The organism is Usitatibacter palustris (genome assembly GCF_013003985.1).
Taxonomy (GTDB): Bacteria; Pseudomonadota; Gammaproteobacteria; order Burkholderiales; family Usitatibacteraceae; genus Usitatibacter; species Usitatibacter palustris.
In genome coordinates this window covers 3,723,650-3,747,300 of record NZ_CP053073.1, presented here as the reverse complement: position 1 = coordinate 3,747,300, position 23,651 = coordinate 3,723,650, and the positions used below count along the sequence as shown (strand labels likewise).

The 23,651-nt window shown below is 65.2% G+C and carries 22 protein-coding genes; 9 read left to right on the top strand and 13 right to left on the bottom strand.

The window, feature by feature from the left end:
• Nucleotides 1-65: 65 nt before the first annotated feature.
• On the bottom strand, nt 66-2,129 hold the full coding sequence (locus tag DSM104440_RS18185; RefSeq protein WP_171165183.1) for a winged helix-turn-helix domain-containing protein: 2,064 nt from the start codon (nt 2,127-2,129) through the stop codon (nt 66-68).
• 77 nt (nt 2,130-2,206) lie between these two features.
• Between DSM104440_RS18185 and DSM104440_RS18180 the strand changes: the two genes are divergently transcribed.
• Nucleotides 2,207-3,985 carry a Vgb family protein gene (locus DSM104440_RS18180; protein WP_171165181.1) on the top strand — a complete coding sequence of 593 codons (1,779 nt, stop codon included), beginning with the start codon at nt 2,207-2,209 and terminating at the stop codon, nt 3,983-3,985.
• Between the two features lie 66 nt (nt 3,986-4,051).
• Here the strand turns inward: DSM104440_RS18180 and DSM104440_RS18175 are convergent, their stop codons facing one another.
• From DSM104440_RS18175 to DSM104440_RS18165, 3 genes are read right to left on the bottom strand one after another with little or no spacing between them, the layout of a single operon-like run.
• Nucleotides 4,052-4,627 carry a YHS domain-containing (seleno)protein gene (locus DSM104440_RS18175; RefSeq protein ID WP_171165179.1) on the bottom strand — a complete coding sequence of 192 codons (576 nt, stop codon included), beginning with the start codon at nt 4,625-4,627 and terminating at the stop codon, nt 4,052-4,054.
• Nucleotides 4,627-5,223, bottom strand: coding sequence for a thioredoxin family protein (locus tag DSM104440_RS18170; protein ID WP_171165177.1), 597 nt, complete (start codon nt 5,221-5,223; stop codon nt 4,627-4,629). The genes DSM104440_RS18175 and DSM104440_RS18170 overlap by 1 nt, the downstream gene beginning before the upstream one ends.
• 14 nt (nt 5,224-5,237) lie before the next feature.
• Nucleotides 5,238-7,409 (bottom strand): protein-disulfide reductase DsbD family protein, encoded by a 2,172-nt coding sequence (locus tag DSM104440_RS18165; protein WP_171165175.1) that lies wholly within the window; start codon nt 7,407-7,409, stop codon nt 5,238-5,240.
• Nucleotides 7,410-7,428: 19 nt separating this feature from the next.
• Between DSM104440_RS18165 and hemJ the strand changes: the two genes are divergently transcribed.
• From hemJ to DSM104440_RS18145, 4 genes are all read left to right on the top strand, one after another.
• Nucleotides 7,429-7,842 (top strand): protoporphyrinogen oxidase HemJ, encoded by a 414-nt coding sequence (gene hemJ, locus DSM104440_RS18160; RefSeq protein WP_171165173.1) that lies wholly within the window; start codon nt 7,429-7,431, stop codon nt 7,840-7,842.
• Nucleotides 7,843-8,042: 200 nt separating this feature from the next.
• Entirely contained in the window at nt 8,043-9,215 is a 1,173-nt protein-coding gene (locus DSM104440_RS18155) for a THUMP domain-containing class I SAM-dependent RNA methyltransferase (RefSeq protein WP_171165171.1), read from the top strand.
• A 226-nt stretch (nt 9,216-9,441) separates the two neighbouring features.
• The gene (locus DSM104440_RS18150) at nt 9,442-9,942 is read left to right on the top strand and encodes a TspO/MBR family protein (RefSeq protein WP_171165169.1); all 501 of its coding nucleotides are present in this window, start codon (nt 9,442-9,444) and stop codon (nt 9,940-9,942) included.
• Nucleotides 9,943-9,959: 17 nt separating this feature from the next.
• Nucleotides 9,960-11,561: a cyclic nucleotide-binding domain-containing thioredoxin-disulfide reductase gene (locus tag DSM104440_RS18145; protein WP_171165167.1), complete on the top strand. Its 1,602-nt coding sequence runs from the start codon at nt 9,960-9,962 to the stop codon at nt 11,559-11,561.
• Between the two features lie 123 nt (nt 11,562-11,684).
• On the opposite strand, the gene DSM104440_RS18140 is transcribed toward DSM104440_RS18145, so the two are convergent.
• The 6 genes from DSM104440_RS18140 to DSM104440_RS18115 all read right to left on the bottom strand — a co-directional run bounded on the left by DSM104440_RS18140 (nt 11,685) and on the right by DSM104440_RS18115 (nt 16,746).
• Nucleotides 11,685-13,223 carry an acyl-CoA dehydrogenase family protein gene (locus DSM104440_RS18140; protein ID WP_171165156.1) on the bottom strand — a complete coding sequence of 513 codons (1,539 nt, stop codon included), beginning with the start codon at nt 13,221-13,223 and terminating at the stop codon, nt 11,685-11,687.
• Nucleotides 13,220-13,864, bottom strand: coding sequence for an SCO family protein (locus DSM104440_RS18135; protein WP_171165154.1), 645 nt, complete (start codon nt 13,862-13,864; stop codon nt 13,220-13,222). Before DSM104440_RS18135 ends, DSM104440_RS18140 begins: the two co-directional genes overlap by 4 nt.
• On the bottom strand, nt 13,861-15,111 hold the full coding sequence (mtoX, locus tag DSM104440_RS18130) for a methanethiol oxidase (RefSeq protein WP_171165152.1): 1,251 nt from the start codon (nt 15,109-15,111) through the stop codon (nt 13,861-13,863). The genes DSM104440_RS18135 and mtoX overlap by 4 nt, the downstream gene beginning before the upstream one ends.
• Before the next feature lie 30 nt (nt 15,112-15,141).
• Nucleotides 15,142-15,585, bottom strand: a complete 444-nt coding sequence (locus tag DSM104440_RS18125) for a GyrI-like domain-containing protein (RefSeq protein WP_171165150.1) — start codon at nt 15,583-15,585, stop codon at nt 15,142-15,144.
• Nucleotides 15,582-15,965 (bottom strand): YciI family protein, encoded by a 384-nt coding sequence (locus DSM104440_RS18120; protein WP_171165148.1) that lies wholly within the window; start codon nt 15,963-15,965, stop codon nt 15,582-15,584. The genes DSM104440_RS18125 and DSM104440_RS18120 overlap by 4 nt, the downstream gene beginning before the upstream one ends.
• Nucleotides 15,966-16,050: 85 nt before the next feature.
• Entirely contained in the window at nt 16,051-16,746 is a 696-nt protein-coding gene (locus tag DSM104440_RS18115; RefSeq protein ID WP_171165145.1) for a DUF72 domain-containing protein, read from the bottom strand.
• Nucleotides 16,747-16,763: 17 nt separating this feature from the next.
• Here DSM104440_RS18115 and ligD point away from each other — a divergent pair, with 17 nt between their 5' ends.
• From ligD to DSM104440_RS18095, 4 genes are all read left to right on the top strand, one after another.
• Nucleotides 16,764-19,439, top strand: coding sequence for a DNA ligase D (ligD, locus tag DSM104440_RS18110; RefSeq protein WP_171165143.1), 2,676 nt, complete (start codon nt 16,764-16,766; stop codon nt 19,437-19,439).
• Between the two features lie 221 nt (nt 19,440-19,660).
• Nucleotides 19,661-20,017, top strand: a complete 357-nt coding sequence (locus DSM104440_RS18105; protein WP_171165141.1) for a helix-turn-helix domain-containing protein — start codon at nt 19,661-19,663, stop codon at nt 20,015-20,017.
• A 51-nt stretch (nt 20,018-20,068) separates the two neighbouring features.
• Complete coding sequence (gene ku, locus DSM104440_RS18100) at nt 20,069-20,914, top strand: non-homologous end joining protein Ku (protein WP_171165140.1); 846 nt, start codon at nt 20,069-20,071, stop codon at nt 20,912-20,914.
• Nucleotides 20,914-21,651 carry a tetratricopeptide repeat protein gene (locus tag DSM104440_RS18095; RefSeq protein WP_171165139.1) on the top strand — a complete coding sequence of 246 codons (738 nt, stop codon included), beginning with the start codon at nt 20,914-20,916 and terminating at the stop codon, nt 21,649-21,651. The genes ku and DSM104440_RS18095 overlap by 1 nt, the downstream gene beginning before the upstream one ends.
• Here the strand turns inward: DSM104440_RS18095 and DSM104440_RS18090 are convergent.
• Genes DSM104440_RS18090 through DSM104440_RS18080 form a run of 3 tightly spaced genes read right to left on the bottom strand, consistent with a single transcriptional unit; the run spans nt 21,620 to nt 23,603 of the window.
• Complete coding sequence (locus DSM104440_RS18090) at nt 21,620-21,976, bottom strand: YciI family protein (RefSeq protein ID WP_171165138.1); 357 nt, start codon at nt 21,974-21,976, stop codon at nt 21,620-21,622. The genes DSM104440_RS18095 and DSM104440_RS18090 overlap by 32 nt on opposite strands.
• Nucleotides 21,973-22,371, bottom strand: a complete 399-nt coding sequence (locus DSM104440_RS18085) for a YciI family protein (protein WP_171165137.1) — start codon at nt 22,369-22,371, stop codon at nt 21,973-21,975. Before DSM104440_RS18085 ends, DSM104440_RS18090 begins: the two co-directional genes overlap by 4 nt.
• Nucleotides 22,368-23,603: an RNA polymerase sigma factor gene (locus tag DSM104440_RS18080; protein WP_171165136.1), complete on the bottom strand. Its 1,236-nt coding sequence runs from the start codon at nt 23,601-23,603 to the stop codon at nt 22,368-22,370. Before DSM104440_RS18080 ends, DSM104440_RS18085 begins: the two co-directional genes overlap by 4 nt.
• Nucleotides 23,604-23,651: the final 48 nt, after the last annotated feature.

The window sequence follows — 23,651 nt, the reverse complement described above, 5'->3', positions numbered from 1 at the left end:
ATAGGGGAAAACAGAAGAAGCAGGTCCCTCAGGGCTTCGGAGAAGCAGCTCCCTCAGGACTTCGTCTAGCGGCGCAGGAGCATCAGGTCGACCAGCGTCGGGGCTTCGCGTGCCACCAGCAGCGTGCGTCCCGCTGGATCGACCGCGAGTGCGGAGCCGGCGGTCGTCGGGGCGAAGGACATGCGCCAATCGACGCGTCGCTTGGCGAAGTCGTAGCGCACGAGCTCGCCGGGGGGCGAGCTGCCTTCCTTCAGGAACAGCCCATCGCCAGCGAGCAGCCAGTGGAAACGGTTGGCGTCGCTCACGGGGAAGTCGAGCTGCTCGCAAGCCGAGCCATCGAGGTGGCAGCTGGTGAGGCCGGTGAGTTGTGGCTGCGAGAAGACGAGCCGCTCGCGGCCGAGCTGGAATTCCGCGGCCACCGGAACCGGGAGGCGCAGCGGTTGCGAGGTGCCCGCGCGCGGCGCATGCAGCACGCGCATCGCGTGTCCCGCGAGCTCGCCGACGTAGATCCATTGGCCATCCGCGCTTTCACGCACGTCGTTCACGAGCGATCCCAGGTGCGCCAACACTTCCACGGTGCCTTCGGGCCAGGATGCGCGCACCACGACCTGCGTGGGCTTCTCCTCGATCGAGACGCGCACCGCGTAGACCGACTTCCCGTCCGCCGACCAGTGCGGCCGCATGTAGCGGAAGTTCGCCGGGAACGGCACGCGCTTCGCCTCGCCGTCGAGCGCGCCGACATAGATCGCGTCGTGGCCTTCGCGGTTCGAGGCGAAAGCCACGTGGCGTCCGTCGGACGAGAACTCCGGCTGGCCGGTGTAGCGCGTCGACGGCCACAGTGCTTGCGGCGCCGCATCGCGGTTGCCGAGATCGACGCGCCAGATGTTCGCGGAGTACTGCGCGTTTTCCCAGACGAGGTCACCGCGCGAACTCACGTCAGGGAAGCGCGCGCCGCGGGCACCGAGCAGCCGCGCTTCGCCGGTCTCGAGGTCGACGCGGTTCAGCGCGCGCATTCCGAACCAGTCGGCGGCCACCACGACCGGACCGTCGTTGCCGAGCCATGCGACGCCGTACACGAGGCCATCGCGCGTGAGGACGCGCCGCGCGCGATCCGGGTTCGCCAGCTCCATCACCCAGAGCTCGCGGTGCGATTCGGTGCCGCGGAAAAAGAGCACGCGCTTGCTGTCGGGACTCACGCGCGGATACACGTCTTCACCCATGCCGGGATCAGGCTGCGTAAGAGGACGCGTGGCTCCCGTGGCGACATCGACGAGCATGAGCCCCGAGGGATACTGCGGCCGCACCTGCGCGGTCACCACGAGGCTCTTGCCATCGGGTGCGAGGTCGAAGCGCGAGCGCGGCGCCTGCTTGCAGTCGAGGATCGTGCGTTCCGTACCCGAGGCGAGATCGTGTTCGACGATCGCGCATTGCCCGTCCTGCCGCCGCCAGTAGGCGATGCGCTTGCCGTCGGGAAAGAAAATGGGTGCGACGCGAATCGCTTCGGGCGTGCGGCCGATCTCGGTTTCGATCGCGCCGTCGAGCGAGCGGATCACCAGGCGCGTCGCGGTGGCCTGGCCGAGCGCATAGGCGACGCGTTTCCCATCGGGCGAGAAGCGCGGGCTGATCTCGAGAAGCACGTCGGAGGTAAAGGGCATGGCGTTCGCGAGCCGCGCGCCGAGGTCGTCGTCGTTCACACGGTCGTCGCGCGATGCCAGCCAGTAACCGGCTGCGAGGGCGAACGCCACGGCGACCGTCGCGAGCACTGCAAGGGAGGTGCGACGGGGCTTCGGAACCTTCATCCCGGCGCCGGGAGGTACGGCTGAGACGGCCGCGATCAACCGATAACCGACCTTGGGCAGGGTCTCGATGTATCGGGCCTGCTTCGCCTCGTCGCCCAACGCCGTTCGCAGTTCGGCGATGGTGCGCGAGAGCACTTCGTCGGCGACCATGCGCCGGGGCCAGGCCTCGGCGAGCAGGGTTTCGCGGCGCACGACCTGCCCGGGCTCGGCCGCGAGGCGCAGCAACAATTGCATGAGCAGCGGCCGCAGGCGCTGCACGGCGCTGCCGGCGACGATCTCGTTGGACGCCGGACGGACCTCGAGGTCTCCGAGAAGAAAGGGTTCACGCATGGATTGCGCATTCTAGGCTGCGGTCGGAGATCAATCGGCGATAAATCGGCGACCCGGCCGCGCCCCGGGGGCCGACGATGGCAGCCTCACTCACCGCCCCCAACGCCATCATGCTGCGATTCCTGCTTTCGCTCGTTCTCGTTTGTTGCACCACCGGCGCGCTCGCCCAGGCTCCCTGCGGCTCGCGCCTCTACGTCAGCGGCTTTTTCTCCGGCGTGCACGTCTTCGACGCCTGCACCGGCCAATACCTGCGCGAGCTCGACAACCCCGCCCGCACGGCCGGCCCGATGGCGGTCCGCCTCGGCCCCGACGGCCTCATCTACGTGGTCGCCGAGCAGGCCGCGAAGATCGAGAAGTACTCGAACAGCACGCTCGACCATGCGGGCACGTTCGCCAACATGGGCGGTATCGGCGCTACCGGGCTCGTGTTCGATTCCGCGGGCATCGCGTATGTCGCGGGTTACAACAGCGACGACGTGCGCCGCTTCAGCCGCACCGGGGATGCGATGGGACCCCTCTTTCCGGCGCGCTCCTCGGGGCTGCGCGGGCCCGACAACGGGATGATCTTCGGCCCGGACGGCAACCTCTACATTCCGGGCTACGACTCGAACAACGTGGTGCGCTACGACCCGCGGACGGGGTTGACCAGCGTCGCGGTCGCGCCGGGAACGGCCGGCATCGTCAACACGCGCGGACTGCTCGCCGATAAAGACGGGCAGCACATCTTCATCACCGCCGAAGGCTCGAGACAACTGCTGCGCTGGAATCTCTCGAGCGGGCAGGTCACGCAGATTCGCGCGGGCTTCACGCGGCCCACCGGGATCGAGTACGCGCCCGACGGCAACCTCTTCATCGTCGAGGAGACCCGCGTCACCAAGGTGAATCCGCAGACCGGTGCGACCGTGCAGGTCATCGATACCACGCGCGTCCAGGGCGGCGTCTTTGCAGCGGTGATTCCGATCGCGGCCGGCCAGGCGGTGGACGCTTCCCAGATCGGCAGCCAGTACTGGGTCGTGGGTACCGCGCCCTTCAATGGCCGCACGCTCGACATCCCCGAGGTGCTGAGCGCCACGGGCACGGCCTTTGGGCCGACGCTCTCCTTCGCGGAGCTCACGGTGAAGCGTTGGGGATCGGTGCGCTTCGAGCTCCTGAGCTGCACGCGCGCGCGCTTCTCCTTCGACTCCACGGGTACCAACTCCGCGGGCTTCGGCACCGCCAGCTACGAAGTCGTTCGCTACTTCGCCAACGAGAACGACGCGCGTTGCACGCAGCAAGGCATCGACGCCGCGGACAAGAGCTGGGTGAATGGCCAGTGGTGGAACGAGGGCCGCTCGGGCGAGGGGCTGACACTCGATCGCCGCGCGGACGGCACCACGTTCTTCGCCTGGTTCACCCACCGGCCCGCCGCGGGCACCGCGGGCACCGACGCCACGCAGGTGGGAACGCAGTACTGGGTCGTGGGCGACGCCACGATGGCCGGGCGTGTGCTCGACCTCGGCACGGTCTACAGCGCCACGGGCACGGTCTTCGGGCCCAACCTTCGCTTCAGCGACATGGCCGTGAAGCGCTGGGGTTCGGTGAGGATCGAGTTCACCTCATGCACGACGGCCACCTTCTCCTGGAACTCGTCGAGCAACGACTCGGCGGGATTCGGTTCCGGTTCCTACAACGTGGTGCGCTTCTTCGAGAACGAAGCTACCGCGCGCTGCCGCGCGCAGGGCCTCGATGCCGCGGACAAGAGCTGGGTGAACGGCCAGTGGTGGGGAGGCGATGCGCGCTCGGGCGAGGGCTGGTTGCTCGACCGTCACGCCGACGGCCGAACGTTCTTTGCGTGGTTCACGCATCGCCCGCGCTGAGCGCACTGTCATCCTGAGGGGCGCAGGCCCCGAAGGACCTGCTGGATCAGCGCAGCGGTCCTTGGCTCAACGCTTCGCCTTTGCGACCTGCGCGGCGAGTTCCTCGCCGCTCACGTAGTGCGGCACGCGGAACGTGAGGCGCTTGGAACGCTGGATGAACGCGTTGGAGCCGTTCACCTCTTCGGTCCAGTACTTGTTGGCGAGCGCCATGTTGCGCGGGACATCGAGGTAGAAGCCATCGATCGCGCCCTGGCCGCCGAAGATGTAGAGCTTGCCGTCGATCATCCGCCAGTTTTCGGCGTTGCCGCCCCACGGAATGCCGTAGACGATGCCGTTGGTGCAGTAGCCGCCGAATTGCGGAAGATACTTTTCCGGAGCCGCGTCGAAGAGCGCTTTGTTCTCGGGCTTCGAGAACCGGAACGTGACGCCCTTGTAGACCGACTTGATCATGGGCGAGCCGGCGCGATGCGCGCTCTCGGTGAAGTAGCTCACGACATCCGCACCGAAGAGCATGAGGTGCTTGTCCTCGCCCTCGGAGACGGCGTTCACGGGGCTGAGCCCCTGCCCGGGGCTCTGGGTGACGAAAGGCGCGCAGCCGGCGAGAAATGCTGCGAGTGCGAGGACGGCTGCGCGCGCGAACATCACTTGTACTTGATGGTGCAGCCGTACGGCGTGGTCGACGCGGTGGAGACGGGCTTGCCCGCCTTCATTTCGTCGAGCGCGGCGACGACGTAGTTCTTCGCGCCCTTCACGTCGTCGACGCTGGTGGAGCGCTTGTCGTCGATCGCACCGTTGTAGACCACCTTGCCCGACGGATCGATGATGTACATGTGGGGCGTGGTCTTCGCGCCGTACGCGACGCCCATCGTGCCGGGCTCATCCATCAGGTACTTCGCGGGCGCGGCGTTGGCGTCCTTGAGCTCCTTGGTGAGCTTCTGGGGCGCGGTGTAGTCGCCGTGGCTCTTGTTCGTGGAATTCACCGCGAGCCACACGACGTCGCTGCCGTACTTCTTCTGCAGCGCCTGCATGTTGCCGCTCTTGTAGTGCTTCTGCACGAACGGGCAGCCGAAGTTGTGCCACTCGAGCACGACCGTCTTGCCCTTGTAGTCGGCGAGGTTCACGGGCTTGCCCGCGAGGTCGGTGACCGTGAACGCGGGCGCGGGCGAACCGGCGGGCGCGTTGGCGAATGCAACGCCGGCGAAGGCGGTGGCGATGGCGAGACCGAGCAGCTTCTTCATGACAAAGGCTCCTTTCAACGTTGCGTGATGGCCGTGGCCGGCGCGGGAGCGGCCGGAAGGCGGTTGAGTTCGTCCAGGACGGCGGACGGTGTCAGCAATTCGGGAAGCAGGCGGGGTGCACCCTGGCCCGGCACGTACAAAGCGTACACCGGGACCGCGTTGCGTCCCAACCTTGCAAGAGCTTCGGTGATGCGCGGATCGTGATTGGTCCAGTCCGCCTTGAGGGCGGTGACGTTTCGGTCAGCGAAAGCCTTGGCCACGCCGTCGTTGTTGAGCGCCACGCGCTTGTTCACCTGGCAGGTGACGCACCACGAGGCGGTGAAATCCACGAACACGGGCTGGCCGCTCGCGACGAGATCCGACACCTTCTGCGGCGACCACTCCTGCCAGGCGATGGCGCCGGCCTTCGCGGTGGCGTTGGTCGCGGCGCGGGCGGTCGTCTCGCCGGGCGCGGCAAGCCACGCGCCGATCGCGAAGAAGAGCGCGGTGAATGCGTAACGCCACGGCCCTTCCGAGAGCGCCCAGCGGCCGTAGACCCAGGCCGCCATCGCGATGAACACGAGCCCGAGCAACAGGCCGAGCACCGTATCGATATCGCCCTGCTGGCCGAGCACCCACACGAGCCACGCGACGGTCGCATACAGCGGGAAGGCCATCACCTGTTTGAAAGTCTCCATCCACGGACCGGGCCGCGGGAGCTTCTTCAGCAGGTTGGGGAAGAACGAGAGCAGGAACACGGGCAGCGCCATGCCCACGCCAAGCGCGAGGAACACGGTGAGCGCGATCGGCGCGGGTTGTGCCAGCGTGAAGCCCACGGCGGCACCCATGAACGGCGCAGTGCACGGTGTTGCGACGACCGACGCAAGCACGCCCGCGAGGAACGCATCGGCATTGCGGCCGCGCGCGGACACGTTCGAGGTCAGCGACTGCGCGAACAGGCCCCACTCGAAGACGCCCGAGAGATTGAGTGCGAGCACGAAGAAGAGGCCGGCGAGCAACGTGACGAACATCGGCGACTGGAGCTGGAAGCCCCAGCCGAGCTGCGTGCCGCCCGCGCGCAGCGCGAGCATCAGGCCCGCGAGCACGAGGAAGGACGCGAGCACGCCCGCGGAGAACACCAGGCCCTGCATGCGCAGCGCCTTTGCATCGCCATGCGCGTGCCCCACGAAGCCGAGCACCTTGATGCCGAGCACCGGGAAGACGCACGGCATGAGATTGAGCAGCATGCCGCCGACGAGCGCGAAGACGAGTGCCACGAGGACGCTGCCACCCACTTCCGATCTCGCGCCACCGCCCGAACCGGGGGTCGTGGACGTCGATTGCGCCGCGGCTGCGGGGGCGGCACTCGCGCTGACGGCGGCCTCGAGCACCACGGCTTTGCGGCCCGCGATGCCCGGCCAGTCGCGATCGGCGACGGCCACGCCGGCGAGCGTCGTGAAATCCTTGGGCACCGGATCCTGGTGCTTCATCTCGATCAGCAGCGAGTTGCCTTCGACGCGCGACTTCTGCGGCGCGGCGTGCTCGATCACGTTGTCGCGATCGGGGAAGAACGTGGCCTTCGCGGGGAGCGGCGTGCCCGCGGGCGGCGTGATCTTCAGCGTGACGGTCTTGCCCGTCGAGGCCGCGGCGAACACCCAGCCCGAAGGCTGCGCGGGGAGCATGCCGCGCGCGCGTTCGAAGGAGAGCTGCCAGCGATTGTCGGGCGAGCCTTCGGCGGAGGCGACATTGACGTTGAGGTCGAGCGTGCCGTTCTCCGGAATGCACACGTCCTTGCAGACGAGCCAATCGGCCTTGGCGCTGATCGCGGCCATGCCCGGCTTCGCACTTGCGGGCGGCGTGAGCTCGACGAGGAGCACCACTTCCTCCTCGTAGCCGTAGTTGAGGAGATGCCCGATGGGGAGGTTCTTCGGGTACGGCCACTGGATCGGGCCGGCGGTCCAGCCTTCGGGCAGCGTCCACTGGATCTTGGTGGGAAGGCCCGAATCCCCGGGGTTCTTCCAGTACGTGTGCCAGTGCGGCGCCATCCGCAGGCGCAGGCCCACCATCGAGGGCTTGCCCGGCTGGGTGCCGGTTCGCTCGGCGAGCAGCTGGGCCTCGACGTGCTCGGTCTTCACGACCGGGGCGGCGTGGGCGGTGGCGGCGAAAACGAGGGCCGCGAGGGGGAAAAGGAGGCGGGGGAATGTCATTTGGTTAGAATCGAGAACAATGCTTTGGATCAAATCCTTCCACATCGTCTTCGTCGTGGCCTGGTTTGCAGGCCTATTCTACTTGCCACGGCTATTCGTCTATCACGCACAGGCTACAGACACCGTATCCCTGGAGCGGTTCAAGGTCATGGAGCGCAAGCTCTACCGGGGAATCATGACCCCCTGCATGGTCCTTACGCTTGTCTTCGGGTTTTGGTTGTGGCTGGGCTATGGCTTCAAGGGCGGGTGGCTCTCGGCCAAGCTGGGGCTCGTCATCGTCCTGTTGAGCTACCACTTCTGGCTGGGCCACCTGGTGAAAGTGTTTGCCAACGACGCCAACGCCCGCTCGCATGTGTTCTATCGCTGGATCAATGAACTTCCGCTCGTGATCCTCGTGGCAATTGTCGTACTGGTTGTCGTGAAGCCGTTTTGATGGATGAACGGCACCGTCATCCTGGGCACTGTCTTCCTGGGCACTGTCTTCCTGGGCACTGTCATCCTGGGCACTGTCATCCTGAGGAGCGCAGCGACGAAGGACCTGCTTTGGGCGGTTAACTGAATCAAGCAGGTCCTTCGGGCCTTCGACCCTCAGGATGACAGCGCCCGAATTCGACCTCACTTACTCCCTATTTCATGGTCACCATCATTCGAAAGAAAGCCGCCGACGCCAGCACGCATTTCTACGCGACGTGCCCCCGTGGTCTTTCCGAGGGCCTCGCCGAAGAGCTGAAGGGCCTGGGCGCGACGGAAGTGCGCGTCGATCCAGCGGGTGTCGCCTTCGAAGGCGACCTGGCGCTCGCGTATGCCGCGAACCTGCATTCGCGCCTCGCGGCACGCATCCTCTGGCGCCAGGCGCGCTTCGAATACACCACCGAACAGGACATCTACGAGGGCGCGAAGCGCGTTCGCTGGCACGCGTTCTTCGGGATCCAGCAGACGTTCAAGGTCGAAGTGGCCGCGGTGAAGAGCCCGGTGAAGAGCCTCGACTTCGTGACGCTGCGCATCAAGGACGCGATCGTCGACCAGTTCCGCGAAGCGATGGGCAAGCGGCCCAGCGTGGAATCGCACAAGCCCGATGTGCGCGTGCACGCGTTCCTCGATGACAAGTGGTGCACGTTGTATCTCGACACAAGCGGCGAGCCGCTCTTCAAGCGCGGCAAGCGCGACCACGTGGGCGAAGCGCCGCTCAAGAAGAACCTCGCGGCGGGAATATTGCGCATGGCCGGATGGAAGCCGGGCATGCCGCTGCTCGATCCGATGTGCGGCTCGGGGACCTTCCTCAGCGAAGCCGCGGAGATGACGTTCAACTGGGCGCCGGGCCGCGGGCGCGAGTTCGGCTTCGAGAAGCTCACCAACTACGACGCCGCGCTGTGGGAGCCGATGCGCGAGGCGGCCGCCGCGCAGGAGAAGCCCCTGACGCCGCTGCCGATCTTCGGCTCCGATCTCTATGGGCGTTCCGTGGACAACGCGCGCGGCAACCTCGTCGATGCCGGCTTGGAGACCGTGGTCTCGTTGAAGCAGGTGAACATCCTCGAGATGTCCGCACCGGCTCCGGAGGGGATCATGGTCACGAATCCTCCGTACGGCGTGCGCCTGGGCGAGAAGGAAGAGCTCGCGAAGTTCTATCCCGAGTTCGGAAACCTCCTCAAGCAGAAATTCTCGGGCTGGAATTGCTACATCCTCACCGCGGACATGGACATGCCCAAGGTGATTCGCCTGAAAGCGACCAAGCGAACGGTGCTCTACAACGGCGCGCTGGAGTGCCGGTTGTTCGAATACAAGATTGTTGCGGGGGGAAATAGGTAGAAACGTACGGTCATCAAATGAACTGTCATCCTGAGGAGCGAAGCGACGAAGGACCTGCTTGAATGGGTTAACAGTTAAAACCCTCCAGCAGGTCCTTCGGGTCTTCGACCCTCAGGATGACAGTGCAGAAGCAGGCCCCTCGTCGCTGCGCTCCTCAGGGTGACAGGGTTTGTCGCTGTAGGAATCCTCCGATATTGGCTCTGTCTGCGTGTCGTCACCATGCGACATGGCCTCCCGACCCTCACGCGAATTCGCCGCTCCCGATCTCGATTTGTTCAGCCTGATCTTCTGGATCTTCCTTTGCGTCGGCGGCGGCGCGCTGCTCGGTGCGTTCTTCCAGCCCGACGCGTGGTTCCGCGCGCTCAGCGATCCGCCTTTCGCTCCGCCCAATGCCGTGTTCGCACCGGTGTGGACCGTGCTCTACATCCTGATGGGTGTGGCGATGTGGCGCGTCGAGCGCTTCGCGCGCTCCGTCCCCGCCCGCATTCGCGCTCGCCGCGCGTTCCTCACGCAGCTCGCGCTCAACTTCGCCTGGACGCCGGTGTTCTTCGGGCTGCACCAGATCGAGCTCGCACTCGTCGTGATCTTCCTGCTCTGGATCGCGATCGGCGTCACGTTCTATCTCTTCCGCCGCGCCGACCGCACCGCCGGCTGGCTCATCGCGCCGTACTGGGCGTGGGTGACGTTCGCGACCGCGCTCAACACGGGTTACGCCGTCCTCAACTGACGCGCTAGACTCGCCGCATGGCGAGCACCCTCGATACCCGGCGTGACCAGATGTTCCCCGCGCTCAGTGACGCGCAGATGGCGCGCGTCGAGGCGTATGGCAAGCGCGTGGCGCTTCGCGCCGGTGACGAGCTGGTCAAGCCCGGCGATCGCATGGGCGGCATGCTGGTTGTCCTTTCCGGCGCGGTAGAGATCCTGCGGCCTGTTCCTGGCGGCGAGGAGCTCGTCACGGTGCATACGCGCGGTCATTTCACCGGCGAGGTCGCGACGTTGCGCGGTGCTGGTGCATTGGTGCGCATCGCGGTGCGTGAATCGGGCGAAGCGATCGAGCTCGACCGCGCGGCCCTCATGCGCCTGATCGGTGCCGATGCGCAACTGAGCGAGCTCCTCATGCGTGCGTTCATCCTGCGCCGCGTCGGGCTGCTCGAAGGCAACAAGGGCGAGCTGGTGCTGATCGGGTCACTGCACTCCGCGGGCACGCTTCGCATCCGGCAGTTTCTCTCCCGCAACGGCTTTCCATTCACCTTCACCGATGTCGATCACGATCCCGACATCGCGCAGATGCTCGAGCGTTTCCAGATCACGGTCGCGGACATTCCGGTGGTGATCTGCCGCGGCGGCGAGATCTTCCGCAATCCGTCGAACTCCGCGCTCGCCGAGTGCCTCAAGCTCAACGCGCCCATCGATGAATGCGAGATCCGCGATGTCGTGGTGATCGGCGCGGGGCCGTCGGGGTTGGCGGCCGCCGTGTACGCCGCGTCCGAAGGCCTCAACGTGCTGGTGCTCGAAGGCCACGCGCCCGGCGGGCAGGCGGGATCGAGCTCGAAGATCGAGAACTACCTGGGCTTTCCCACCGGCATCTCCGGCGAGGCGCTCGCGGGGCGCGCGATGGTGCAGGCGCAGAAGTTCGGCGCGCACATCGAGATCGCCGATTCCGCGGTGCGCCTTCGCTGCGAGTCGCTGCCGTATGTCGTCGAGCTTTCCGATGGCCGCTCGGTGCGCGCACGCACGATCGTCATCGCGACCGGCGCCGAGTATCGCGCGCTGGCGCTACCCAACCTCGCCAACTACGTGGGCGCGGGCATCTACTACGCGGCCACCCACGTCGAAGCGCTGCTCTGCAAGGACCAGGAAGTCGTGATCGTGGGCGGAGGCAACTCCGCGGGGCAGGCGGCGGTGTTCCTCGCGAACGGCTGCCGCCACGTCCACATCGTCGTTCGCCGCGCGGGCCTCGCCGACACCATGTCGCGCTACCTCATCCACCGCATCGAGGAGAGCCCGTCGATCACGGTTCACGGTCACTCGGAGATTGCGGGTCTCGAGGGCGACGGGCGATTGCAGCGGGTGCAGTGGCATTGCGGCACGACGAACAAGACGACGGTCGAATCGATCGAGCACCTGTTCATGATGACGGGCGCCGTACCCAACACGCACTGGCTCGACGGCTGCGTCGATCTCGATGAGAAGGGCTTCGTGAAGACGGGGATCGACTACCAGGCGAGCAAGCCCGGGATCTTTGCCGTCGGTGACGTGAGGGCGGGGAGTATGAAGAGAGTTGCGGCGGCGGTGGGGGAGGGGTCGGGGTGTGTTTCGGCGATCCACCGATACTTATCGTCCTGATCGCAACCGTCGTCCCACCGCGCTGTCATCCTGAGGAGCGAAGCGACGAAGGACCTGCTGTAGGGGGTCAACAGTACAAATCCGCTTCGCTGTTCAAGCAGGTCCTTCGGGCAACTGCGGCCCTCAGGATGACAGTGAAGAGGACGACAGTGTTCCCAACTGTCGCCCTGAATCTCCCGCAATCCGCGACGCCACGAACAACTCGCCATCCTTGCTCGACGACTGCCGGACCATCAGTGTCGCCTGCACACCCAAGGCGATCATTTCCACGAGCCGCCGCGCTGAAGCCTCGAGCCCTTCGTTCTTCGCGAGCAACGCGCGAATCGCGGTCGCATGTCGCACGAGTCGTCCATCCCCCGTGCCCTGCATCTCCGCGAGCAACATCTCGAGACCTTCCGTCGACTTCGCGAGCGAGCGCAGGACATCCAGGCAGATCACGTTGCCGCTGCCTTCCCAAATGCCGTTGAGCGGCGCTTCGCGGTAGAGGCGCGCGAGCATGGCTTCCTCGACATAGCCGTTGCCCCCGAGCACTTCCATCGCCTCGACCGTCATGACCGGCAGGCGCTTGCAGTGCCAATACTTGGCGACGGGCGTGAGGATGCGAGTGATCGCAGCCTCTTTCGCGTCGAAGGCACGCGCGAGATGAAAGGCGAGGCGCGCGGCGGCCTCGGCTTCGAGGGAAAGATCCGCGAGCACGTTCTGCATGAGCGCGTGCTCGGAAAGTTTCTTCCCGAACGCTTCTCGATGTCGCGCGTGGTGCAGCGCCTGGTCGAACGCGACGCGCATCATCCCCGCGGTGCCGACGACGATGTCGAAGCGAGTGAGGTGCGCCATCTCGATGATGGTCGCGATCCCGCGGCCCGGCTCGCCGACGAGCCACGCGCGCGTGTCGCGGTATTCGATCTCGGAGGACGCGTTCGAGCGGTTGCCGCACTTGTCCTTCAGCCGCTGGATGAGGAAGGTGTTGCGCGTGCCGTCAGGCAAAGAGCGCGGCACGAAGAAGCACGTCACGCCCTCGGGCAGGCGCGCGAGCGTGAAGAACGCGTCGCTCATCGGCGCCGAGCAGAACCACTTGTGGCCGGTGAGCAGGTATTCGCCGTTCGCCGTCGCGCGCGCCTCGGTTCGCACCATGCGCAAGTCCGAGCCGCCCTGCTTCTCCGTCATCGCCATGCCGATCGTCACGCCCTGTTTCTGCGCGAAGGGCAGGGGCCGCGGGTCGTAGGCGTTGGCGAGCACCTTCGGTTCCCACTCGCGGGCGATCTCCGGCGCCTGGCGAAGGACCGCGATGCTGGCGAACGTCATCGTCACCGGACATGCTGTCCCCTGCTCGAGCTGGTTCCAGAGGTAGAAGAGTGTCGCGTGCGCCGAGAATCCATCGGACCGGGCCGTCCACGCCGCGGAGTGCACGCCCCCGCCAAACGCGTGCTGCATGAGCGCGTGGTAGCTCGGATGGAATTCCACCGTGTCGATGCGCTTGCCGTAGCGGTCGTGCGTACGGAGTTCGGGCTCATGGCGATTGGCATTGGCCGCGAGTTCCTGGCCCGCCTCGCTTCCCACGAGCGCCCCGAGAGCCAATGCTTTCTCGCGGACCGGATCGAGCACGGGAATCCAGGTGTTCTCGCTGAAGGCGTTGTAACCCGTGAGCGGCGGCGCCTGGTTCATCGCGATTCACCCGCGAGCGTAAGCATGTCGTTCACGATGACTTCGGGCAGGAGATACGCGCTGGAGTAGATCTCACGCACGCGTTGCTGGCGATCGATGAGGAACACCCGGAGCGTGTGGTCGAGGCGCTTCTCGCCCGCGGGCGAAACGTCCTGGCCGAAGCCTTCGAGCAGCGGCGCCAGCTGCGCGGGAGATGCGGTCGTGAGGAAATGCCACGCAGGCTCCTTCGTTCCGCCATCGAAGCTCTTCGAGAACATGCGCATCACGTCCGGGGTGTCGTAGTCGGGGTTGAAGGAAAGGCTCACGAGCTGCGCGCCCTTCACGCGCCCCGCGAGGCGATCGCGAACCTGGGCGAGCGTCGAGAAGGCGAGCGGGCAGCCCACGGCATCGGTGCAGTGAGTGTAGATGAACGAGAGCAGCGTGATGCGCCCGCGCGTGAGGTCACGCAGCTGCCGCGGGCGGCCACGCTCGTCGAGCACGCGGCCATCGGGTGCGGCGAGGATCGGCGGGAGTTGATAGCTTCCCGCCGGCGGCGGCGTGAAGAGCTGCTGCGGCGCGATGATGCGCTCGTCACCCTGCGCGGCGTGAACGTCGGCGAGGGCAACGAGCGTTACTGCGAAGAGAAGCGAGGAACCTTTCAACGAGCCTTCGCCGTGAACTTCATGTGGTGCGCGCGGCCGAGCTTTTCTTTCGCAAAATCGACTTCAAAGGCCGGTTTGAGCTCCTTGCCGTCCCAGTTGAAGGCGCGCACGAACTGCTCGTTGTCCGCACCGCCCTTGTCCCAGTTCTCCAGCAGCGAGGAGGTCACGTACACGCGCTTGCCGTCCCAGCTCTGCGAGATCATGTTCACCTGCTTGCCGGTGACCTTCTCGTAGGTCTGCTTCGGCTGCTCGGGATTCGTGAGATCGAAGTAGCGGGTCTTGCCGTCCATGAAGGTGTTGACCCAGAGACCCTTGCCGTCGGCGGTGATGCTGATGTCGACCGGCAGCGGGATCTTCGACGGGTCGCCGATCGTGCCGACGTCCTTCGCGACCCACTCACCCTTCGCGTCCTGCTTCACGAGCCAGAGCTTCGAGGTGAGTGCCGCAGCGGTGATCGCCCAGTTGTCGCCGGATTTGAGCGACCAGCGAACCTCGAGCGGCGCGCCCGGAACCGCGAGCACCTGCTTGGGCTTCATCGCCTTGAGATCCCACACGACCATCGTGTTGCCGAACTTCTTCATCGCCTCGGCGTCCTTGATCAGCTCGCCGAGCGGGCGCATGTAGTTGTTGTAGCCCGCGAAGCTCGAGGTGAGCAGCACGTTCTTCGCGGGGTTGATCGCGATGTCGTAGCCGTAGCCGTCGCCGCCCTTGTCGGTGGGCATGTCGTACTTCGCGACGAAGTCGCCCTTGTTGTTGTAGACCGCCATGCCGGTGACGCCGCCCTTGTCCTTCGTGTTCGAGAGCGTGCCGATCAGCATGCGGCCGGGCATCGCGTAGAACGTGTGCGGCCCGAGGTAGCCGGTCTTCTCGCCGAGGTTCTTGATCGTGCGCACGAGCCTGGGCTTCTCGGGATTGGCCACGTCGAAGACATGGATCAAGTTGTCCGAGAGTCCGCCCGCCCAGAGGTAACGGCGATCGTCTGTGAAGCCCATGTGATGCGCTTCACCGCGCGAACCCACCGAGACGCTCGAGACGACTTTCCCGTAGTCCTTCGATTTCGGATTGGCGCCGATCGTGACGAGCTTGTCCTGCCCGTCGCCGAGGTCCTTCACCCCGAGCGTCCACACGTGGACGTAGTCTTCCTGTCCCTTGATGAGTGCGGTCGTGTAGGGGGAGTTGCAGGTTTCGTCGCCCAGGGCGGGCAACGCCAGGCCCAGCATGAAAGAAATACAAATTGCGTTCTTCATCGCATCCTCCCTGATTGAGGAGTTGCGAGTCTACTCTCCGCCGAGGACCGGGCGGTTCAGCTCCGTGACGTCATCGGTTACGTAACATTCCCAGAGATTGCGGGCGGGAGCATGGCCGTTGGTCACGAGCCATTTCTCGAACGCGCCCCACGCGGCACCCAGGCCTTCGTAGCCGCCGGTATACATCGCGCGCGCCACGCGGCCTCCCGGAAGCCGGCTTTCCTTCACGCGGCCGCGCGGTTTCACCGCGGCGCTCACCGGCACGCCGATTTCGAAATCGAAGATGTGCGGATCCATCTGGTGGTGATGCGAGAACCAGGGGCCGGTCGGACCGATCCCCTGGGCCTTCACGACTTCCATCAGCTCGCCGATTCCGGGCCCCATCACCTTCGCGATATCCGCGCGCGGGATGGCGAACGGAATGACCGCGGTCAGTTGCTCCGCGATCCGGACGATCCGAGGCGCTTCAATCACGCCGCCGCGCTCTCGAACACCGGCGCGGTCCCGCCGCAGTTGGCCTCGTCGCCCATCTGGCGCACTTCGCACTCGCCGTCCTCGTCGATGCACTTGAGGAAGGTCTTCGCGAGCTCGATCGCCTCGGCCTTCGAGGCGCACTCCATGATCGCGAAGCCGCCGACGATTTCCTTGGTCTCGGTGAACGGGCCGTCGGTGACGGTGAGCTTCCCGCCCTTCGCGCGCACCCGTGCGCCCAGGAAGCTCGGCATGCAGCCGCCAGTGGCGATGAGCACGCCCTTCTTCGTCATTTCTTCGGTGAGGGCACCCATCCTCGTCATTTCCTCGACGGTGGGCGGACGGTTCTTTTCGACGGAACGGTAGATCGACATGAAACGCATGGTCTGGCTCCTGAGGTTGGTTGGGCACTGCCAACCTTGTCGAACGCGAAACGCGTATTTCGACAGGAGCCGCCGCCGGCGAGTGTTACGGTTTCTTCAGCAATGTCGCGGCGTATTCCGGAGCGGTGGGTTCGTGCATGAAGTAGACGAACGCCTCCTTCCAGCCGGTGGCGGCGATGTGCTCGGCCCACTTCGCGAGGTCCTTCTCCGAGTAGGTCTCGAGGCGAAGGCGCAGATAGCCCCAGGAGGTCGTCTCCACGAGGGGCGGAGGCGCGTTGTCTTCGCGTTCCGAAAGCACGAGGGCGGCCTTGGCCGACTTCAGGGCGTCATAGACGTCATCGGAAAACCACGTTTCGTTACGGAACTCGAACGCGGCGCAATGTCCCTGCGGCAGGAGGGCGAGGAAGTCGTTGAGGCGCGGGAGGTCCTTCTTCATGTTCGGCGGGAGCTGGAACAGCACCGCGGCGCGCTTGGCGCCCAGCGCGGCGAGGTTCGTGTAGAGGAAGCCCAGCGGCTCGGTCGAGGATTCGGCCTTGATGCGCGAGATGTGCGTGATCCGGCGCGAGGCTTTGATGGAAAACCGAAAAGCGGCGGGTACGGTCTTCGCCCAGTTCTCGAGCACCGTGGCCTTGGGCATCCGGTAGAACGTGTTGTTGATCTCCACCGTGGGCAGCCGCTCGCTGTAGTACGCGAGCATTTCCTCGGCCTTGATCTTCTCCGGGTAGAACGTGCCCTTCCATTCCTTGAACGAGTAGCCGCTCGCGCCAGCGTAGAGCTTCATGGTGGTTATCATGGTGCATGGCCAAGGATGACCTGCGCGAATACTCCGCCAAGCGCACCTTCACCGCAACGCCCGAGCCCGGACCCGAGCTCGCGAAGGACCGCGCCGGTCCGTTGCTGTTTGTCGTGCAGCAGCATGCGGCGACACGCTTGCACTACGACTTCCGCCTCGAGTGCGATGGCGTCCTCATGTCCTGGGCGGTGCCGAAGGGGCCGTCGCTCGACCGCGCCGAGAAGCGGCTCGCGGTGCGGACTGAAAATCATCCGTATGGGTATGCGGCATTTGAAGGGATCATTCCCAAGGGGCAGTACGGCGCGGGCGAAGTGATCGTGTGGGACTGCGGCGTCTATTCGCCCGACGAGGACGCGAAGGGCAAGAAGGGCCACTGGTATCACGACCGCGAGGAGGCCGAGCGCCTCATCCGCGAGGGGATGGCCAAGGGCAAGCTCAGCATTACGCTGCGCGGCGAGAAGCTGAAGGGTTCCTTCGCGCTCGTGAAGACGAAGGAGGACAAGGCCTGGCTGATGATCAAGCACCAGGATCGGTTTGTGACGGACGAGGACGTCACCGAGAAGAACCGGTCGGTGATCACCGGGATCGCGGTGCCCGAGCTGAAGGTGGTGAGCCCGCAGCGCATTCCCGCTTCGCGCCTCGTGCCGACCGGTCCGATTGTCGCGATGCCCAAGATCGAGCCGATGCTCGCGGAGACCGGCGAAAAGGTCTTCAACAAGGCCGACTGGATGTGGGAGCCGAAGCTCGACGGCTACCGCGTGCTCGCGTTCATCGAGGAGTCCGGCGTGCGGCTGCGCTCGCGCCGCGGCATCGACTATGCGGAGAAATTTCCGAAGCTTGCCGCGGAGCTCGCCAAGCAGGCGGTCAACGGCATGGTGCTCGACGGCGAAGTGGTCGCCTTCGACGCGTCGGGCCGTCCCTCCTTCGGCGCGATGCAGGATGCCGACGCGAATACGCCGGTCGTCTTCTGCGCATTCGATCTCCTCTATTTCGAGGGCGTGGATTTACGCAAGAGCACGTATCGCGATCGGCGCCGCTACCTCGCCCAGTGCCTGCTCCCGTCGCCGCTCGTGCAGCTCGTGCACGCGGCCGACGACGGCGTCGCGCTCAACACCGCCGCGATGGCGAGCGGGTTCGAAGGCGTGATGGGCAAACGCAAGGACAGTACGTACGAGGCGGGCAAGCGTTCCTCGTCGTGGATCAAGGTGAAGCCCACGCAGACCGCGGACTTCGTGATCGGTGGTTATACAAAGGGAAAGGGCTCGCGCTCCGGATTCGGCTCGCTGCTGCTGGGCTACTGGAAGGGAAGGAAGTTTCACTTCGCCTCGCACGTGGGTTCGGGCTTCGACGAGAAGACGTTGAAGAAGGTGAGGGCGCTGCTCGATCCGCTCGCGCGGAAGACTCGTCCCTTCGAGGAAGAGCCCGAGTTGAATGGCGAGGCCGTGTGGGTCGAGCCGAAGCTCGTCGCGGAGGTGAACTTCCAGAACTGGACGGATGACGGTGCGTTGCGTGCGCCCGTGTTCCTGCGCCTGCGTGATGATGTCGATGCGAAGAAGGTCACTCGCGTCGAGACGCGAACCGCCACGGCACCCGAGGCCGCCGCAGGTGGCGACCCCACGATCGCCGCCGTCCTTGCGCAGCTCGAAGCAAAGAAGACCGCTCTCTCGCTCGTGGTGGGCAAGCAGGTCGTGAAGCTCACGAACCTCGATCGCGTGTACTGGCCCGCCGATCCGTCCGTCGACCAGCCGGCCCTCACCAAGCGCGACCTCATTCGCTATTTCGCGCAGGTCTCGCCTTATATCCTCACGCACCTCGCCGACCGGCCGCTCACGATGATCCGCATGCCCGACGGCATCAAGGGGCAGCGCTTCTTCCAGAAGCACTGGGAGCAGGAGCGCCCCGAGTTCGTCGATACGATCACCGTGTATTCGGGCAGCAAGGACGAGAGCCAGGAGTACCTGGTCTGCAACAACCTGCCGACGCTGCTGTGGCTCGCGCAATCGGGAACGCTCGAGTTCCACATCTGGCATTCGCGCTCGAAGCCCGGACCCGATTCCGTGACCAAGGACACGAACTTCGCCGAATCCGAAGCCTCGATGGACGCCTCGATCCTCAACTATCCCGACTACGTGGTCTTCGACCTCGATCCGTACATCTACTCGGGCAAGGAAGGCAAGGGCGAGGAGCCCGAGCTCAACACCGTGGCCTTCGAGAAGGGCAAGGAAGTCGCGTTCTGGTTGCGCGAACTGCTCCAGGGCATGTCGCTCAATCCGATCGTGAAGACCTCGGGCAAGACCGGCTTGCATGTCTTCGTGCCCATTCGTCGAACGATCGATTTTGACGCGGCGCGCCACGTTTCGGAATTGGTGGGGCGCCACCTGATGCGCGGCCATCCGAAGGACATCACGCTCGAGTGGAGCATCCCCAAGCGCACCGGCAAGATCTTCATGGACTACAACATGAACGTGCGCGGCAAGACCTTGAACGTCGCGTACTCGCCGCGCGGCGCACCCGGCGCACCGGTCTCGATGCCCCTCACCTGGGAAGAGCTCGCCACCGCCCACCCGCTCGACTTCCGCATGACCAACGCCGCCGAGCGCCTCGCCGAAACCGGCGACCGCTGGCAGGACGCGTTGACGATCAAACAGAGCCTGGAGCGCGCGCTGAAGGGTGGGAAGTAGGGTCAGCGGCACGAAGAGTCGCGCGTTGAGGAGACCTCACGGCGAGTGAAAGATTGATCCCAAAATTTCCCTGTGAAAAAACCGGTCCATTGGACTACCTCTGCACCGTGATGGAGGTCGTCAATCGAGCGGGGAGGTAGTCCAATGGACCGGTTTTTTCACAGGGAAATTTTGGGATCAATCTTTCACACGCCGTGATGCCCTGCAATCGAGATATCGCGATGCCCAGCCCGCTCAGCCGCAAACCACGCCCGCCATACTCCCGCTACCACCTCTGGCTGCTCGCCAATCCCGAACGTCCTGGTGGCAACGCGCGCACTCGGACACCTCGATCACGGCGGCCGGTGCCGATGGATGTTGCGGATCTGCGCACGCGACTGGGGCTTACCCAGACCCAGTTCGCGCGCCATTTCGGCTTTTCCGTGGAGACGCTGAGGCACTGGGAACGTGGCGATCGCCAGCCGCGCGGGGCTGCAAAGGTGCTCCTGAGCGTGATTGCTCACAATCCGGCCGCGGTCCTGGATGCCCTCGTCCCAGAATTCGCGAAACCGCACGAAGAGTTTGTTACAAAGCCCTGATTTGACTGTTTATTTGGACTTCACTACTATGTCCGGTCCTAGGAGGTCCACATGGCTGCACGATCCATCGGAAGTTTGACGGTGTCGTTCGGGCTGGTTTCGATCCCGGTGAAGCTGTATTCGGCGACCGAAGCGAGCAAGGGCATCCACTTCAACATGCTCCACAAGGCATGCGGCTCGCGCCTGCGCCAGCAGTACATCTGCATCAAGGAAGAGATTCCGGTCGCGCGCGAAGACATCGTGAAGGGCTTCGAATTCACGAAGGACCAGTACGTGATGTTCTCGCCCGAGGAGCTCAAGGCCCTCGAGGAAACGGGAACGCACACCGCCGAGATCACCGAGTTCGTGCCGATCGCCTCGATCGACCCCGTGTACTTCGACAAGGCCTACTACCTGGGGCCGGACAAGGGCGGCGCGAAACCGTATGCGCTCTTCACGAAGGCACTGCGCGATTCGAAGCGCTGTGCGCTGGGCCGCTGGGCCGCGCGCGGCAAGCAGTACATCGTGATGCTTCGTCCCGTCGAGGACGGACTGATCATGCAGCAGCTCCTCTACGCGGGCGAAGTGCGCTCGATCAAGGAGCTCGAGATTCCCGAGACGCCCGTGAAGCCCGCCGAGCTCAAGCTTGCGAACCAGCTCATCGACGCGCAGTCCTCCGACAGCTTCAATCCGGACGACTACAAGGACGACGTGGCCGAGCGCATCGAGAAGGCCGTGCAGAAGAAGGTCGAGGGCGAGGAGATCGTCGCCACCGAGGCGCCCGAGACTGGCGCGCAGGTGATCGACCTCATGGAAGCTCTGCGTGCGAGCCTCGAGAAGAAGGGCAAGCCCGCGAAGCGCGTCGCTGAGAAGGAAGCGGTCGCGCCGGCTGCGCGCAAGCAAGCCAAGAAGACTTAGTGTCCGGGTACGGCGTCGCGGATGTCGAGAAGCTGCTGCGGCTTCCGCGCAGCACGATCCGCTCGCTGATCAACGCCGGCTTCGTCGTTCCCGCCCGCGGCCCGCGCAACGCCTTCATCTTTTCCTTCCAGGACCTGATCGTCCTGCGCACCGCGGCGGCTCTCGTCGCGGCGAAGGTCCCCAACCGCCGCATCATGAAGTCGCTGCGCGAACTGCGCCGCGACCTCCCGGCCTCGATGCCGATGTCGGGACTCAGCATCTCCGCCGTCGGTGATCGCGTCGTCGTGAAGGATGGGACAGCGCGCTGGCAGGTGGAGTCCGGCCAATACGTCCTCGCGTTCGAGGGCGATCCTGCCGTGGGTTCCCTTGCGGTCGTCGAACGCAAACCGGAGCCGGAAGCAGAAGTGCCTTCCAGCGCGGAGATCATCAATCGCGCGGTGGCGCTGCATGAAGCCCGCAAGTTCGGCGAAGCCAAGCGCGCGTACATCGAAGCGCTGGAAACCGTCGGCGCCGATTCGATCCTGCTCTTCAACCTGGGTGTGCTGCTCGAGGACATGCATCGCGAGCACGACGCCATGAAGGCGTACGAAGGCGCGGTGCGGGTCGATCCCGATTGCGCCGACGCGCACTACAACCTGGGCCTGCTCTACGAGAAATTCGGCAAGCCCCAGGAAGCTCTGCGCCACATGGCCAATTACCGCCGCCTCACGAAAACGTCCCGCCCTCCGCAGCCCTGATCTCCACCGACCCCACCCTCACGGCCGGAATCGTCTTCGCGACTGCAATGGCCTCGTCGAGATCGTCCGCCTCGATGAAGATCAGCCCCGCGAGCTGCTCCTTGGTTTCCGCGAACGGCCCGTCGGTGACCGATGTCCGGTCGTCACGCACGCGAATCGTCGTCGCCGTATCGACATCCTTCAGCGCCGCCGCCGCGAGGTAGCGGCCGCGCTTCATGAGCGCCGCATGCGAATCCGTGCACGCCTGGCGGAATGCAGCGCGCTCCGCGTCGGGCATTGCCTCGAAGACCTTGTCGTTCTGGTAGATCAGGCACACGTACTTCATGCCCTCATTCCCAGGCGATCCATGCACCAGTAGTCCTTGCCACCGATGACCAGCGGCGCGAGGGCACGCACTTCAACCGTCCCGAGGCGCGCCGAAGGAATCCGCGAGCCGATCTGGATCGCCTCGTTGAGGTCGCGCGCTTCGATGAGAAAGAACCCGGCGACCTGCTCCTTGGTCTCCGCGAACGGGCCATCGGTCACGGTGACCTTGCCGCCGCGCACGCGCACGCAACTCGTGGAGCTCGAGGGCGAGAGCGCGCCGGTGGCGAGCAGTTGGCCGCCGCGCATCAGCTCGTCGTCGTAGTGGTGGTGCTCGAGGTTCAACGCCTCCACTTCCGGCGTGGGCATCGCGCCCATGCTTTCCTCATCGAGATAGATCTGGCAAATGTATTTCATGACAACTCCTTCAATCGTCCTTCCAGGAAACGTTTCTCCGACGCGGTCTGCGTAAGCTGCAGCGCGCGCTTGTACGACTTCGCCGCTTCGGCCTTCATCCCCAATCGCCTGCACAGGTCCGCACGCGCCGAATGCGCGAGGTAGTACTCCTCGAGATCGCCCTGCGCGAGCAGATCGTCGATCAACGCGAGCCCCATCGCGGGCCCGTCGCGCATGGCGACCGCCACCGCGCGGTTGAGCTCCACGACCGGCGAGGGATCGGCGCGCAGCAACACGTCGTAGAGGCTCACGATCTGCGCCCAGTCGGTGTCGTCGGCGCTCGCTGCCTCCGCGTGCACGGCCGCGATGGCCGCCTGCAACGTGTAAGGACCGAAGCGCCCGGAACCGAGTACGCCCTCGACGAGCTTGATCCCGTCGGCGATCTGGTCGCGATTCCACTTCGAGCGATCCTGGTCGGCGAGCAGGATGAGGTCGCCACTGGGTGTGGTGCGCGCGGCACGGCGCGACTCCTGCAAAAGCATCAGCGCGAGCAGCCCCACGGCTTCGGGTTCGGGCAGGAGTTCGATGATCAGGCGACCGAGGCGGATCGCTTCCCCCGACAGGTCATGTCGCGTCAACATCTCCCCTGACGATGCGAGATAGCCCTCGTTGAACACGAGGTAGATCACCCGCAACACACTGTCCAACCGCGTGGGCAGCTCGGACCGTGCGGGCACTTCATAGGGAATCTTCGCCTCGCGGATCTTGTTCTTCGCGCGCACGATGCGCTGCGCGATCGCCGAGGGCTTGGCGATGTACGCGCGCGCGATCTCCTCCGTGGTGAGGCCGACCACCTCGCGGAGCGTGAGCGCCACCTGCGCGTCGGGCATCAGCGCCGGGTGGCAGCAGGTGAAGACGAGGCGCAGGCGATCGTCTTCCACGCCTTCGTGATCCTCGGTGATGTTGGGGTCGGCCATCTCGTCGATGCGCTCGGCCACGTCCTCGAGCGACACGTCGAATTTCGCGCGCCGCCGGATCTTGTCGATCGCCTTGAAGCGCCCGGTCGATACCAGCCATGCGCGCGGATTGCCGGGCACGCCCTCGGTCGGCCACTGCTCGACCGCCGCGATGAATGCGTCATGCAGGGCCTCCTCGGCGAGGTCGAAATCGCCCAGCAAACGGATAAGCGTCGCCAGCACCCGGCGTGACTCTTCCCGGTAAACCCTCTCGATTTCCTGCCTTGCGAGCGTCATGGACCCTCTTCTTCCACGCATGGACCTTCAATACCGCCGCAATGGCTC

Bases quoted from the DNA above. Each gene is read 5' to 3' on its own strand.
- DSM104440_RS18185 (WP_171165183.1), bottom strand. From the start codon at position 2,129: ATGCGTGAACCCTTTCTTCTCGGAGACCTCGAGGTCCGTCCGGCGTCC.
- DSM104440_RS18180 (WP_171165181.1), top strand. From the start codon at position 2,207: ATGGCAGCCTCACTCACCGCCCCCAACGCCATCATGCTGCGATTCCTG.
- DSM104440_RS18175 (WP_171165179.1), bottom strand. From the start codon at position 4,627: ATGTTCGCGCGCGCAGCCGTCCTCGCACTCGCAGCATTTCTCGCCGGC.
- DSM104440_RS18170 (WP_171165177.1), bottom strand. From the start codon at position 5,223: ATGAAGAAGCTGCTCGGTCTCGCCATCGCCACCGCCTTCGCCGGCGTT.
- DSM104440_RS18165 (WP_171165175.1), bottom strand. From the start codon at position 7,409: ATGACATTCCCCCGCCTCCTTTTCCCCCTCGCGGCCCTCGTTTTCGCC.
- hemJ (WP_171165173.1), top strand. From the start codon at position 7,429: ATGCTTTGGATCAAATCCTTCCACATCGTCTTCGTCGTGGCCTGGTTT.
- DSM104440_RS18155 (WP_171165171.1), top strand. From the start codon at position 8,043: ATGGTCACCATCATTCGAAAGAAAGCCGCCGACGCCAGCACGCATTTC.
- DSM104440_RS18150 (WP_171165169.1), top strand. From the start codon at position 9,442: ATGGCCTCCCGACCCTCACGCGAATTCGCCGCTCCCGATCTCGATTTG.
- DSM104440_RS18145 (WP_171165167.1), top strand. From the start codon at position 9,960: ATGGCGAGCACCCTCGATACCCGGCGTGACCAGATGTTCCCCGCGCTC.
- DSM104440_RS18140 (WP_171165156.1), bottom strand. From the start codon at position 13,223: ATGAACCAGGCGCCGCCGCTCACGGGTTACAACGCCTTCAGCGAGAAC.
- mtoX (WP_171165152.1), bottom strand. From the start codon at position 15,111: ATGAAGAACGCAATTTGTATTTCTTTCATGCTGGGCCTGGCGTTGCCC.
- DSM104440_RS18120 (WP_171165148.1), bottom strand. From the start codon at position 15,965: ATGCGTTTCATGTCGATCTACCGTTCCGTCGAAAAGAACCGTCCGCCC.
- DSM104440_RS18115 (WP_171165145.1), bottom strand. From the start codon at position 16,746: ATGAAGCTCTACGCTGGCGCGAGCGGCTACTCGTTCAAGGAATGGAAG.
- ligD (WP_171165143.1), top strand. From the start codon at position 16,764: ATGGCCAAGGATGACCTGCGCGAATACTCCGCCAAGCGCACCTTCACC.
- DSM104440_RS18105 (WP_171165141.1), top strand. From the start codon at position 19,661: ATGCCCAGCCCGCTCAGCCGCAAACCACGCCCGCCATACTCCCGCTAC.
- ku (WP_171165140.1), top strand. From the start codon at position 20,069: ATGGCTGCACGATCCATCGGAAGTTTGACGGTGTCGTTCGGGCTGGTT.
- DSM104440_RS18090 (WP_171165138.1), bottom strand. From the start codon at position 21,976: ATGAAGTACGTGTGCCTGATCTACCAGAACGACAAGGTCTTCGAGGCA.
- DSM104440_RS18085 (WP_171165137.1), bottom strand. From the start codon at position 22,371: ATGAAATACATTTGCCAGATCTATCTCGATGAGGAAAGCATGGGCGCG.
- DSM104440_RS18080 (WP_171165136.1), bottom strand. From the start codon at position 23,603: ATGACGCTCGCAAGGCAGGAAATCGAGAGGGTTTACCGGGAAGAGTCA.